Annotated in this window: 13 protein-coding genes; 7 read left to right on the forward strand and 6 right to left on the reverse strand. The window is 71.3% G+C overall.

Going from position 1 to position 12,979, the window contains the following annotated elements:
- The first annotated feature begins 50 nt into the window (after positions 1–50).
- The 3 genes from ACWCRJ_RS00975 to ACWCRJ_RS00985 all read left to right on the forward strand — a co-directional run bounded on the left by ACWCRJ_RS00975 (position 51) and on the right by ACWCRJ_RS00985 (position 1,569).
- Positions 51–983, forward strand: a complete 933-nt coding sequence (locus ACWCRJ_RS00975; RefSeq protein WP_450937260.1) for a helix-turn-helix domain-containing protein — start codon at positions 51–53, stop codon at positions 981–983.
- Between the two features lie 62 nt (positions 984–1,045).
- On the forward strand, positions 1,046–1,393 hold the full coding sequence (locus tag ACWCRJ_RS00980; RefSeq protein WP_450937584.1) for a hypothetical protein: 348 nt from the start codon (positions 1,046–1,048) through the stop codon (positions 1,391–1,393).
- On the forward strand, positions 1,390–1,569 hold the full coding sequence (locus tag ACWCRJ_RS00985; protein WP_450937261.1) for a hypothetical protein: 180 nt from the start codon (positions 1,390–1,392) through the stop codon (positions 1,567–1,569). Before ACWCRJ_RS00980 ends, ACWCRJ_RS00985 begins: the two co-directional genes overlap by 4 nt.
- Positions 1,570–2,198: 629 nt before the next feature.
- On the opposite strand, the gene ACWCRJ_RS00990 is transcribed toward ACWCRJ_RS00985, so the two are convergent.
- The 3 genes from ACWCRJ_RS00990 to ACWCRJ_RS01000 form a co-directional block, all read right to left on the reverse strand.
- On the reverse strand, positions 2,199–3,566 hold the full coding sequence (locus ACWCRJ_RS00990) for a pectate lyase family protein (RefSeq protein WP_450937262.1): 1,368 nt from the start codon (positions 3,564–3,566) through the stop codon (positions 2,199–2,201).
- Positions 3,567–3,766: 200 nt separating this feature from the next.
- Positions 3,767–4,060: a hypothetical protein gene (locus ACWCRJ_RS00995; RefSeq protein WP_450937263.1), complete on the reverse strand. Its 294-nt coding sequence runs from the start codon at positions 4,058–4,060 to the stop codon at positions 3,767–3,769.
- Positions 4,061–4,962: 902 nt separating this feature from the next.
- On the reverse strand, positions 4,963–5,316 hold the full coding sequence (locus ACWCRJ_RS01000; RefSeq protein ID WP_450937264.1) for a hypothetical protein: 354 nt from the start codon (positions 5,314–5,316) through the stop codon (positions 4,963–4,965).
- 521 nt (positions 5,317–5,837) lie between these two features.
- Here ACWCRJ_RS01000 and ACWCRJ_RS01005 point away from each other — a divergent pair.
- Positions 5,838–6,695: a CAP domain-containing protein gene (locus ACWCRJ_RS01005; RefSeq protein ID WP_450937265.1), complete on the forward strand. Its 858-nt coding sequence runs from the start codon at positions 5,838–5,840 to the stop codon at positions 6,693–6,695.
- A gap of 188 nt (positions 6,696–6,883) precedes the next feature.
- Positions 6,884–7,312, forward strand: a complete 429-nt coding sequence (locus ACWCRJ_RS01010) for a hypothetical protein (RefSeq protein WP_450937266.1) — start codon at positions 6,884–6,886, stop codon at positions 7,310–7,312.
- 31 nt (positions 7,313–7,343) lie between these two features.
- On the opposite strand, the gene ACWCRJ_RS01015 is transcribed toward ACWCRJ_RS01010, so the two are convergent.
- Genes ACWCRJ_RS01015 through ACWCRJ_RS01025 form a run of 3 tightly spaced genes read right to left on the reverse strand, consistent with a single transcriptional unit; the run spans position 7,344 to position 10,719 of the window.
- The gene (locus tag ACWCRJ_RS01015; RefSeq protein WP_450937267.1) at positions 7,344–9,263 is read right to left on the reverse strand and encodes a carbohydrate-binding domain-containing protein; all 1,920 of its coding nucleotides are present in this window, start codon (positions 9,261–9,263) and stop codon (positions 7,344–7,346) included.
- Positions 9,260–10,090 (reverse strand): VTC domain-containing protein, encoded by an 831-nt coding sequence (locus ACWCRJ_RS01020; RefSeq protein WP_450937268.1) that lies wholly within the window; start codon positions 10,088–10,090, stop codon positions 9,260–9,262. The genes ACWCRJ_RS01015 and ACWCRJ_RS01020 overlap by 4 nt, the downstream gene beginning before the upstream one ends.
- Positions 10,087–10,719, reverse strand: a complete 633-nt coding sequence (locus ACWCRJ_RS01025) for a DUF4956 domain-containing protein (RefSeq protein ID WP_450937269.1) — start codon at positions 10,717–10,719, stop codon at positions 10,087–10,089. Before ACWCRJ_RS01025 ends, ACWCRJ_RS01020 begins: the two co-directional genes overlap by 4 nt.
- Before the next feature lie 233 nt (positions 10,720–10,952).
- On the opposite strand from ACWCRJ_RS01025, the gene ACWCRJ_RS01030 reads away from it, so the two are divergent.
- Positions 10,953–11,726 (forward strand): protease inhibitor I9 family protein, encoded by a 774-nt coding sequence (locus tag ACWCRJ_RS01030; RefSeq protein WP_450937270.1) that lies wholly within the window; start codon positions 10,953–10,955, stop codon positions 11,724–11,726.
- A gap of 654 nt (positions 11,727–12,380) precedes the next feature.
- Positions 12,381–12,962, forward strand: coding sequence for a pathogenesis-related family 1 protein (locus ACWCRJ_RS01035; RefSeq protein ID WP_450937271.1), 582 nt, complete (start codon positions 12,381–12,383; stop codon positions 12,960–12,962).
- Positions 12,963–12,979: the final 17 nt, after the last annotated feature.

A 12,979-nucleotide genomic window follows, 5' to 3' on the forward strand; every position in this document is an offset into this window, starting at 1 on the left:
CGGCAATCCCAGTGCGAGGGCCTGACCACAGAGGAAGCAGTACCTTCCCGATGGATACGCAGAACCCTAGCGTGCACCCGCACGCCCAGACCCGTCCTACGGGCAAAAACCACCCGCGCCGGAGCACCCACACAGGCGGCGTGATCCACGACAACTCCCGTCACTCCACTCGCTTCACGGTGATCGGCAACCACCTCGCCCAGCACCCGGAGCTGTCCGCGCTGGCCATCGGACTCGCCGTCCACATCCAGTCGCTGCCCACCGGCACCCCCGTCGACATCAAGACCCTCGCCGGCCGCTTCCCGGAGAGCCCCGCCCGTATCGCCACCGGCCTGCGCGAACTGGAGACCCACGGCTACCTGCGCCGCACCCGCGAACGCACCGAGGGCGGCCGGATCGTCACCCGCACGGTCTCCTGCAACCAGCCGGGCCGGCACGGGGACGCGCCCGCCGACGCACCCAAGCCCTCGGCCGGGGCCCCGGCCCGCCGGGCGGCCGAGCAGCGGAAGAAGCCCCCACGCCGCGCCCTCCTCGCCGTACCCCAGCCCGGGTACACCTCCCCCGCCCTCCTCCAGACGGCGACCGACGTCCTCGCCGGCCTCCGCCGCGAAGACCCCCGCCTGCTGCTCTCCGCCACCGACGCCGAACACCTCGCCCCCGGCGTCGCCGCCTGGCTGGAGCGCGACCTCACCCCCACCGCCGTACGCGACGCCCTCACCAGCGACCTGCCCGCCGAGCCCCTGTACCGCCCGGCCGCCCTCCTGGCCCACCGCCTCACGGACCGGCTCCCACCCCTGCCACCGTGGCGCGCCCCTGCCGCTGCCGAGCCCGCGTCCGCGCCCGTCCAGTACAAGGTCCGGAACTGCGACGGCTGTGACCGCGGCTTCCATTCGCCCGCCCCCGGCGCACGGTGCCGCGACTGCCGCGAACGCCCCGGCGGGAATTCCGGCCCGGTACACGGTCCCCTGGAAGGGGTGCGATGAGCGGCGAGAGCCTGCTCGCCCCTCGCCGGACACTCTGGCCGGGGCACCCTCTGGAGGACACGATGAGCACCCAGGCCGATCACGGACATGAGCTGATCCCCCGTCCCGAGCAGACTCCTGACGCCCTGCGCGCCGCCCTCGCCGTCGTCGAGCCGGGCCGTCTGGAAGAGATGCAGAGGACGAAGGACGAGGCCTTCGCCAAGGCCGTCGAGTGGCAGTCCCTGAGTCCGGTACATAGCTGGGTCCTCGCCTGGGCCAGAGACATCGAGATCGCCCGCCGCCCCGAGCTGTCCGCCCGCCGTGCTCACGCGAAGAGCGACCTGGAGCACGAGGATCCCGTGGTCGCGCAGGAAGCCCTACGAGAGCTGGGCGCCGTACTGGACGAGGCCATGAAGGCAGTACGCGGGTGAGCTGGAAGTGGGAGTACGCCTTCGGCGCGGAGGAAGCCGCCCGCACCGCTCCTTCCGGCTTTCTCCTCGCTGTGGAACGCAAAGCGGACGAGCTCGTCAGGGCCGCGGAGGCCCTCCACGTACACGACCGGGCCCATGACGGGATCGACGGATCGACCCTCAGGGCGGGGACATGATCGTCCCGGGCGGGATGTTCACGTACCAGGTCGTCGTACGCAGCGAGCGGGTCTACGTCGTCCAGATCACCTATCTGGGATTCTGAGACACGGCGGCTTTCGCCCGCGGCCCCCCGGCCGGCTTCGGGCGCTCTACCGACGCGGGCATCTCGACGAACCTCTGCGAGGCGCTGGCGAAGATCGCCGGGGAGGAGCGGCGGCCCTTCTCGCCGGCCTTCGACTGGTCACCCGAGATGCCGATGGAACGGGACTCGCCCCCGGTGTCGCCGTCCTTCGCGGGGTGGTCACACGGCTGAGCGGGCAGGGCGACCGCCAGGCCACGATCTACGGTTCGCTGCTCCACGAGGACGCGTCGCGGGTGCGCAGCGTGCGTGTGGAACTGCGTCCTGCGTGACCCCTCCACGGTCGAGCCACTCGTAGAGGGTTTCCGCTCGACGTGATGCGCCGCCCGTGATGTCGGGCGGGGCGGACGACCTGATCGGCGGGGCGGCCGCGCAACCCACGGGGCCCGGGGGGCGTGCTCGCTCCCCGGGCCCCTCTGCGCGTGTCCCGGGCCCCTTCCTGATCGGGCCCGGGACACCTTCCTGGCCTCGGGTGGCGCCCCCAGCCAGGAGTCTTTCGGTCCGGGACTAGGACAGAACGCCGGCGCCCGTGGCCGACGTGCCCGCACCCGTCAGGTCGGTCAGCAGGTTCGTCACGGAGGTCTGGAGGCCGGCGGTCAGGGCCGGGGTCCAGTTGACCGTGGTCTTGAGCTTCTTCGACGAGTTCGCGGTGTTGTACGCGGCGACGAGGTCGGTGGCCTTGCCGTTGACGATGTTGCCGGTGCCGGCGAGCGAACCCGTGCCGTCGCCGCTCAGCAGCTTGGCGACCTTCGCGTCGGCCGGGATCTTCCAGACGTTGCGCTCGGCGACGACCTGGGCCTTGGCGCGGGAGTCGATGCTGTACTTGGGGGCGTAGCCGTTGACCGTGGCGGTGTCGTACACGTTGTTGTAGAGGTGGATCTGGCCGATGCGGGCCAGGGGCGCCCGCTGCACGATCCCCTTCCACAGGTTGTGGTGGATCGTGACGCGCAGCTTGCCGGTGGAGTCGGTGTCACTGCTGCCGATCAGCATCGTCTTGTCGTGGTTGAGGAACTGGTTGCGCTCGACGGTCACCAGGTCCGAGCCGTTGGTGATGTCCAACGCCCCGTCGTGGACCTGGTACTTGCGGCCGTAGTACGTCGCCTCCGTCTTGTCGAAGGTCGGCGCGTCGGTGAACGTGTTGTGGTCCGCCCAGACGTTGGTCGCGCCGCGCAGCGTGACCGCGTCGTAGTTGGAGTTCCACTCGCCGGACGAGCCGTCGGTCGGGTCCCACTGCGGGAAGCAGTCCTGGGTGTCCGCGAAGGTGAGGTTGCGGATGATGACGTTCTTGACGTTCTGGACCGTCAGGCTGCCGCCGAGGATGCCCGCCTTGGTGCCGGGGACGCCCACGAGGGTGGTGTTGGCGGGCACCTTGAAGACGATGTTCTTCTTCTGCTTGGTCTCGGCCGCCTCACGCGCGGTCTCCTGCGTGCCCTTCGGCGCCTTCTTGCCGTACGTCGACGGGTCGAAGGCCTTGAGGTAGGCGGAGAGCGAGTAACCGGTGCCGGAGGCGTAGTCCGCGCAGGTCAGCTTCTTGCCGGAGTCGCTGGTGTTGGCGTCGATCGTGCCCTTGATCTTGATGATCCGGGGCGTGGTGTCGGTGGCGGAGCCCAGCGCCTTCACAAGCTGCGCCCGCGTCGACACCGTGAAGGTGTGCGCCGCGTCGGCCTTCGCACCACCGGTCGTACCGGAACCGGAAGCCGCCCAGCCGTCCTTGGCGGGCAGCACCTGGTGGTAGAGGTCCACGGGGTTGGCGCTGGCGTTCATCACGAGGACGCCGGCGCCGACCGCGGCGGCCACGGCGGCGGCGGAGACCACGAGGGTCCGGCGCGTGCGGAGGGACCGGCGGTGGGACGGGCGCGGGGAGGCAGAGGCCACGGATGAGTCCTTACGTAACGTACGTGGTTCGGGGGAACACGTGGTTCGTGTGGAGCCCCCGTGAAGGGAGTTCCGACTCATGTGTGGTCGCCGGGTTTTGAAAGGTTGCCGCCTGATTCTGAAAAAGAGAGAGGGAGTTGGCGGCCGCCCGGGGGTGGACGGCCGCCGGTAGGGGACCAAGTCCCCGCGCTCCTACCGGACTACGCCGTCGGCGGTTGCGGCAGTGGTGCCAGCGGGACCCAGGGCTCGTCCCAGAGGAAGCCGCCGTTCGTGTCGCCGTGCGTCTCCCATACGGCGCCGCCCGTGGTCACCACCTTGACCCAGGCGTCGTTGCCCTGGGCCGAGATGGAGATGGAGCAGGCGTTCGCGGGGAAGTCGGGGGGCTGGTTCAGGGGCAGGTCGTCGTCCGTGAGGTCCTCCCACACGTAGACACCCTGCGGCGGCTGCGGGTTGATGTTCCGCACTCCCACGTACGCCCGCCCACCGCTGAGCACGGCACTGAACTCCCTCGAGTTCGAGGCGGCGTAGCTGTCGATGTCGGAGCACGGCCCCGGTTCACCCTGCGGACCCGCATCACCTTGCGGACCCGCTGGTCCCGCCGGACCCTCTGGACCCTGCGGACCCTCCGGACCCGCCAGACCCTCTGGACCTTGCGGACCCTCCGGACCCGCCGGACCTTCTGGACCCTGCGGACCCTCCAGACCCGCCGGACCCTCTGGACCCTGCGGACCCTCCAGACCCTGCGGACCGACCTCGCCCTGAGCCCCGGTGTCACCCTTCGGTCCGGGCGGGCCCGTGGGTCCGGTCGGGCCGACCTTGCACCGGTCGGGCCTGCTGTCGCCGCCCGCTTCAACCTTGGGCTGCGGCTTCGGCTTCGGCTGTCGACAGGGGTCGCCGAACGAGGACGTGTCCGCGAGCGACAGGGCGGCCGTCTCCGTGCCGGCGGTACGCGGCGCGGCGGACGCGGAGTTCGCGGCGCCGGTGACGAGTAGGCCGAGGGTGGCGAGGGCGAAGGTGGTGCCGACCAGCCGGGCACCACGTGCCGGGAGCGGGCCCAGCACGGGCCGCTTCCTGGGTTCAGAACTCATGCGCTGCACTCCTTGCTCCGGATCACTTCGGACGATGCGCTGGGAAGCGGGTCGAAGCTTCCCTGGACGGCATCGGATCGCGGAGGCAACGCCTTGAGATCCCAGCGGCACTATTAACAGATCAGCCCAACACGGATACGCGTATGGGTGCGTCCGCAAGGGGGGACTCCGGGCGGGGCTGCGGCGGGCCGTCGCCCCGGCGAACGGGTGAGGCGCCAAGGGCCCCATGACCCGGACATCCACACGACTCGGGGGCCGAGCCCACGGCGGCCCTGTTGCCGTGCGGCTGTTCGTCTGCTGTGCACGCGCTACTTGATGTGGTCCAGCACCTCCTGGAACTCCTTCGTCGGGGAGAACTCCACGAGTTCGACGTCCTCCAGGGCCTCCGGGGAGTGGCCGGGGCTCCAGTAGTAGGCCTGTCCCGCCTCGTAGTAGTCCTCGCCCTCCTTGGTGCGCATCCGCAGCCGGCCGCTGACGACGAAGCCCCAGTGGGGGCACTGGCACAGGTCGTCGGGGAGACCCTTGAGGGCCGGGGTCATGTCGATGCCCTGGGGGAGCTTGAGGAAGGCGACGCTCATTCCGCCGCCCATCTCCTGGATACGCACCTCCAGGCCGTCGCCCTCGATCTCGACGGGGGCTTCCGTCCGCGTGACTGCCGTCATGATTCCTCCACGGCCGATCCATCGCGGGGCCTCGGGAACCTCCGTACGAGGATCCGCTCTCTCGGGAGCCCCGCCACTTCCAGTCTGCGGCCGCCCTTCACCCACCTCCAATCGGAGGTGACATGCGTCACGGCCGAATTGCGCCCCGATGCTGTCGATCGCCCGCTTTTCCGGGGCGACAACCGCGCCCTTCCTCGTACCTAACGGCTATTTCGGCCACGGGGTGGCTAATCGAACCGATCACGAGGATGCGTGGCGACAGTTCCGGCCGTCGAGGCCGACCGGCCTTGTGCCTGGTCCCGGGCGGGTGTTGCCGTCCGGACGGGTGCGCCGAGAGCCGGGGTCGCACACCCTCACGCGCCTGCGGAGCGTCACCGGAACGCCACCTGCGGTAGCACACACGTTCGTTGCCTGGTGCGTTCGACGGTCCCCATAATGACCGGGCTCGCCAGGGCCACGGCCACGGCCGCCGAGGTCGCGACGCCGTCGGACCGAAGTCGGACCAGTCAGTGAGGCCATGCATGAGCAGTCACCGCCGGAAGAGGAAAGCCTCGAAGGCCCCGAACGCCTCCAAGGCGGGGCGCCCGGGAGCGAGACGCCGCAGGGCGGTCATCGCCGCGGCCGTCGTGGTGGCCGTGGGAGCCGTGGGCACCACCGCCGCCCTCCAGGCGGGCGGTGACGGACCGGGCGGCTGGCGCGATGTGGCCTCCTCCTGGTGGGGCGGGCAGGAGTCCGGCCCCGCACCCGACGCCACACCGTCGAGTACGCCCTCCGAACGTGAGCGCACCTCCGTCGCGGACGCCCCGGCGACCGCCACCCCGTCCCGCACGCCGAGCAAACGCCGTTCCAGCCCCACCCCGAGCGCGTCCCCCTCGAAGAAGAAGACCAGCCCGCCCGCCGAGAAGCCCGCGGACACCGTCGACAAGCGGGCCGAGCCCGTGAAGACCCCGAACCCCGCGAAGGCCGAGAGCACTCCCGCCCCCGCCGCGACCAGCGCGGACTCCGGTCCCACGGACCGCGTCCTGGAACTGGTCAACGCCGAGCGGGCGAAGGCGGGTTGCTCACCGGTGACGGTGGACGCCAAGCTCACCAAGGCCGCGCAGAACCACAGCCAGGACATGGCCGACCACACGAACATGTCCCACACCGGCTCCGACGGCTCCTCCATGACCGACCGCCTCGCCCGTGTCGGGTACGCGTACAGATCGGCGGGCGAGAACGTCGCCGCCGGGTACGGCACCGCCGACAGCGTCATGGACGGCTGGATGAACAGCCCCGGCCACAAGGCCAACATCCTCAACTGCGGCTTCAAGGAGATAGGCATCGGCCTGGCGGGCCCGGGCAACTACTGGACCCAGAACTTCGGCACACCCGCGTAACCAGAACCCGCCCGCACAACCGAACGTCGGCCCGCCGGCCCTCGTCTCCGTAGCGCGGGACCCCGTTCGCCTCGAAAGTGAACGTTTCACCGACACTCGAAAGAGTGATCCCCCGTCAAGGGCCGTAGTGGGCGTCAGGCCCCTTCGACTGCGGCACACGCGGCTGGATCACTCAGCGCACTCATCCCATGGTCGTCGGACCGGAAAACCTTCCGGTGATCACCGACGCGATGATCCGTGCCCTGCAGGAGACGGACGAGAGGGCAGCCGACTACTTCGTCGAGTTCCTGGAGATCAACCTGCGGGGCACGCCCGCCGGAGACAAGTGGAGGGAAATCATGAGCTTCGTCACCTACTTCCCCGGCCGGGGGACCGTTCGCGAGACGGCCTACCTCGAAGGCAAGGCGGAGGGCAAAGCCGAGGGCGAAGCCAGGGGCGAGGCCAAGGGCGTGCTGCGCGTCCTGGAGGTGCGGGGCATCCCTGTCTCCGACGACGTCCGTGCACGCATCACCACCTGCACCGACCTCACCCTCGTCAGCGCCTGGCTCGACCGCGCGGGCACGGTCGAGCGCGCGGAGGACCTGTTCACCGACCGTACGGCGGAGACCTCGGGCTGACGCCGAGCCCCGGCACCCTCCTGGCCCCGGCCTAGCCCCGGCCCCCGCCACCCCCACCAGGCGGCCCCCCGAAACCACCCTCCGGCGCCTCGCCCGCCGTGATCGTCGTGAGCTTCTTCGCCGAGCCGAGCTTGCCGGAGGCGGCGAGGCCGCCGGTGTCGGAGCCGGAGGTCGTGCCGCCGGAGTAGACGGTGTACTCCTCGCCGCTCTTGATCGCCGCCCCCGAATACACGACGTTCTGGATGGTCTTGGAGGTGACGTACGACGCCACGACCGTCCCGTCCGCGTCGACGATGTGCAGTGTCGTGCCCGCCCCGACCGACGCGTCCAGGGTCGCCGACAGCCAGCCCTGTTCCGATTCCTCGCCCGGGGCGACGACCATGCCCGCGCTGCCCGAGGCGAGCAGCGTGCCGCCGCTGACGGTGAAGCTGCCGTTGACGTCGAGCGCTCCGTTGCCGCCCCGCTGGGGGCCGTTCACGACGATCGTGCCGCCGGTGATCTCGGCAGTGCCGTTGGAGTCGAAGCCGTCACCTTCGGAGTCCAGGACGAGCGTGCCGCCGGTGACCTTGGCCGAGTAGTCGCCGACTCCCATGCCACCGCCCCCGCCGGGGCCCCCGCCCTGCGTGTCGCCCTCCGAAGTCGCCTCGCTCCCCGACGCGTTGACCCCGTCGTCCTGGGAGACGACGTGCGTGGCGCCGCCCCGGACAAGGATGTCCTTGCCCTCCAGACCCTCGTTGGAGCCGGTGATGTCCAGCGTGCCCTCGCTGATGACGAGGTCGCCCTCGGCGTGGACGCCGTCGTCGCCGGCCGCGAGGGTGACGTCGGCGCCGGCGAGGTGAACGGCCGCGTCACCGTGCAGCGCGTCGGCGGAGGCGTTCACGTCGACCGTGCCGCCCTCCAGCACGGTGATCACCCCGGACTTCAGTCCGTGCGCGGAGGTGTCGTCGGAGGCCTCGGCTCGCACGGTCAGCTTGCCGCCGGTGACGACCAGGTCGGTGGCGGCGTCCACGGCGTCACCGTTCGCGGTGACCGAAACGGTCCCGCCCGACACGGCGATGTATCCGGTGTCCTCCTCGTCCGCGTTGTCGGACCTGAGCCCGTCGCCCTTGGCCGTCACGGTCACCGTGCCGCCGTCGACCACCAGGTAGTCCTTGCCCCGGATACCGTCGTCGGCGGCCTCGACGGTGATGTTCCCACCCTCGACGACCAGGCCGTCCTTGCCGGCGATCGCGTCGTTGCCGTTCCCCTTCACGGTCAGCGAGCCGCCGCCGCCGATCGTCAGATCGCCGGCGCTGTACAGGGCCGCGTTCGCCTCGGCGTCGTCGGCGTAGGAGTCCGTGTCGCTCAGCCTGTTCTCGCTGCCGTCCGCGAGGACGACCACGAGCCGCTCCACCTCGGTCGCGGCGATCGCCGACCCGGAGGAGCTGGAGATGTCGACACCGTCGAGGACCAGCCTGACGGTCGCCTCGGGGGCGGTGACCACGACCTGCCCGTCGTCGAGGGACCCGCTCAGCAGATAGGTCCCGCCGGCGGTGATGGTGACGGTGGACCCGTCGACGTCCACACCCTTGCCGTCGGCGGAGGCCGCGTCACCCTTCAGGTCGATGGCCACGGCATCCGACTCGTCGTACTCCGTGTCACCGTCCTCGGCGTGCGTCCTCTCGTTGTCGGCGAGGACCGCCGCCGCGTCCTGTGTCCCGTCCACGGCCGCCGCCGCGCTCGCACTCGACGCGGAGCCGGACGACGCCGAGCCGGAATCGGTGCCGGAGGAGCACCCGGCCAGCGCGGCGGTCGCGAGGACGGCGGAGGCGAGAGCGGCCGCCGCCTTCGTACGGAAACCCCGCACCCTTCTCGCCCACGCGTTCCCACGGATCTTCGTACGACTGCCCGTACGGCGGCTCGTACGACTGCTCGTGCGGCTGTTCAAGCGGGCGTTCGTGCGGAGGTTCATGCGGGGCTCCCGTTCGGGGCAGGTGCGGTGGGGAAGTGGCGCCGCAGGACGGGCAGCCAGCGGTTGTCGGGCAGGTCGGGCCGGAGCGCGGCGAGCCCGGTGCCGTACTTGGAGACCGGGCAGGGCCGGTGTCCGAGCGACCACAGCAGCCGGTCGGCGCCCGAGCCCGCGCGCCCGGACTTGGTCTCGACGATGGTCCGCTCGGGCGTGCGCAGTGCGGTGCCGTCGGGCAGCGCCCAGGTCAGGTCGGTGTCGACGGTGACCCGGCTGCCGCTGTCCGGCAGGAAGAGGGTCGTGCGGAGGTAGCGCGTGGTGAGCGCGGGCACCAGGCGGAGGCCGTGGGCGTCGATGCCGGCCTCGCCCAGGACGTCGTCGGCGTACGCGCGGGCCTCGGGGGTCAGCCGCCCCGGCTCCCCGTCGTACGGGACGCGCTGCTTGACGGTGGTGCCGCGCGGGCCACGCGTCTTGACCTCCAGGAAGTGCCGGCCGGAGGCCAGGTAGGTCCGGACGCGCAGCTTGAAGCGGCGCCGACGGCCGCGGGCCGCACCCAGATAGCCGTCCATCTCCGGGGTGTCGAAGTACACGGACCGGTACGCGAACCGCCGTTCGCCGTCGACCTCCAGGACCTGGGCTCCCCCGGCCCCGGCCGCGCCCGGCCGTGAGAGACCCCCGCCGTCCAGCCCGCCGACCACGAGGGGCAGGTCGGTGAGGGGCAGCATGTACTTGCGGTCCAGGCGGGTCAGCAGTTCGGCGCGGTCCACGAGTTCGTCGAGGCCGATGGGGCGCAGCGCCCCGACCACGTGGGAGAGGGAGTCCAGGGCCGTCATGCGCGCACGCCCTGTTCCTGCCCGACGCCCTGCCCGACTCCTTCCCCGACGCCCCGCCCGGCCTCCCGCGGCGCACGCGTACCCGTGCCGGTGACGACGTACCGGACGTCGACCAGGGTCATGTCGTTGACCAGGTCGACGCTCTGCACGGACAGGTTCACCACCCGTCCGCCCAGCAGCACTTCGAGGTGCGCGCGCAGGGCGTCCTCGTCGGTGTACGCGGCGTCGAGGCGCAGGCTGCGCTGGCGGTGGCGGCCGAAGAGTTTCGGGTGGTCGCCGACGTACAACGTGGCGACGATCAGCGTCATGAGGAGGGCCGGCAGGGCGTCGACCTCCTCCGGCAGACCGGCCAGCAGTCCGAGGGCGAGCGCGGCGAAGTAGTAGGCGATCTCGTGGTGCGCGATCTCGTCGGACCGCAGCCGGATGATCGACAGGACGCCGAACAGGCCCATCCCGAGGCCGATGCCGACCGACGATGAGCTGAGCGTCATCGCGACCGCGAGAACACCGACGTTGACGCCGAGGAAGGCGGCGACGAGGTCCCGGCGGTGGTGGCGCGGGAAGTAGACCGCGAAGGTCAGTACGGAGATGGCGGCCAGATCGGCGACCACGAGAAGGGTCTGGTCCATGTCGAAAGACGATCCGGGGTGAACCTTTGAGCTTGCTTTGCCTTCGCTTAACTGAACTTGAGAAGTCGGGAAAGCCAACGCCCGGCGCACCTGGTCCACTTCGGTCGCTTCTTGTGAAACGACTGTGGAGACCCGCGAGTACGTGAGCTTTCAAGATTGTTACCGCTGAGTCGTCTGTGACATTGGGGTCCTCGGGGGATCGAGATTCTCAAATCGATCGACTTGGATCACAGTTGACGAACCATCGCATACGCCCGAGAGCCGCGGTCACCCTGCCGGCACCGCTGCTCGCCGGTGCCCTGATCGTCTCGGCGGTCATGGCTCCCACCTTCGCCGCCGAGTCCGGTTCCCCTACGGAGACCGGAAGCCACGGCGACGACACCTACATCGTGAAGCTCGCCGACGCGCCCGTCGCCGCCTACGAGGGCGGGCTGCCCCGGCTGAAGCGGACGGCGCCCACCGCGGGCGAACCGCTCGACGCGGACTCCGCCACGGTGCGCACGTACGTGGCCCATCTGGACGACCGCCGGGAGCGGATCCTCGCCGCCGTGCCCGGGGTGAAGTCGCTCTACGACTACTCCTACACGTTCAACGGATTCGCCGCCGAGCTGACCGGCCGCCAGGCAGCGAAGCTGAGCGCGACACCGGGGGTCGTCTCGGTGACACGCAACACGTTCGCCCGGCTGACGGACGCGCGGCCTGACCACGGGCCGGGGGCGGACACCGGCGACCGGGCGGAGACGTACGTACGGGTCGAGGCCGGGGACCATGCCGAGACCGATGGCGGGACCGAAGCCGACGCCAAGACCGATGGCGGGACCGAAGCCGACGGCGGGGCCAAGGTCCCGGCACCGGCTCCCGGCCCCGCGCCCGGCCTCGCTCCCGGTGCCGGTCCGGCGGCCCAGCGGGCAGCGATCACCGGGCCCGCGAGAAGACCACCGGCAACCTCACCGGAACGGACCAGTCCGCCTTCTGGTGAAGCCGGCACACCCGCGACGCGGCGGTGAAGCACCGCGTCCACGTCCCCGACGGCGCGGCCTTCACCCGGTCCGGCCGGCAATACGCCCTGTGGAGCTGGAAGGTCGGGCAGGGCACCCCGGCGGTCACCCCCACCGTCACCCCGGCCCGGCAGGCCGTCTCCGCGGGCGACCACCCGAAGGTCACCGTGGCGTGGCCGGGCGCGGCCCGCGGTGAACGGCACGTCGGCGTCGTCGAGTTCGGCGACGGGTCGGCGACCGTGGGGCCCACACCGCTGACGGTCACGCCTTGGCCGACATCCCGCCGACCGCCCCGCCCCGCCCCGCGCCGCCCCGCGCCGCCCCGGCGACCGGACCGCCCGCGCACCCCTCGGGGTCGCGGGCGGTTCGCGTGCGTGAGCGCGATCCGGCTCCCGGCCTCCGCCCCTGCGCACTCCGGCGCGAGCGCGCGGCGCCGAGCGACCGTACCGTCGGATGCGGGGCACGCCGGACGCGCGCCCCAAACCCCTGCCGCCGCGGTTTCCCCCGATGGGGTGGCAGAGCACTCCTTGAGCCGTCGCGCGCTCCGGCGCCTGCCGTACAAGTGTCGGCGACAGCAAGGAAGTTGACGGGAAGAGGGGTACGGGTCCAGTGGTGGGACGAGGTCCGATGGCGGGACAGGGTCCAGTGGCGGGACGGGACAGGATGCGGGCGACGGCGGCCGTGGCGGCAGCCCTGCTGGCACTCGCGCCGGGCGCGGCACAAGCGGTGGGCCCCCGGCCCCCGGCCGTGGAGACGATCACAGCGACGGGGACGGCGGGGACGACGACCGGGGCGACCACCGCCGGGTCGGTGGCCCCGGCGGCCCGTCCACCGGAGATCGCCGGCTTTCTGACGATCGTCAACGAAGCGCGAGCCGACGTCGGCGTTCCCCCGCTCGTCTGGGACGAGTCCCTCGCCACGCACGCCCGGCGCTGGGCGCGGGTGCGGGTCGCCGACTGCGAGCTGATCCACTCGAACAGCCGGTACGGCGAGAACCTGGCCAAGGGGTCGAGCCCGCGCTACTCCCTGGCAGACGCGGCCCGCCTCTGGCTCGACGAGAAGGACGACTACGACCGCCCCTCCAACGCCTGCGTGAACGACCGGGAATGCCTGCACTACACCCAGGTGGTCTGGCGCACCTCGACACGGGTCGGCGCGGCCAGGGCAGGGTGCCGGAACGGCTGGACGTACGTGGTGGCGAACTTCGATCCGCCCGGCAACTGGCTGGGCCGACGGCCGTACTGACCGGGGAAAGTCCGGCG

It is taken from the genome of Streptomyces sp. NPDC002324 (genome assembly GCF_053593335.1).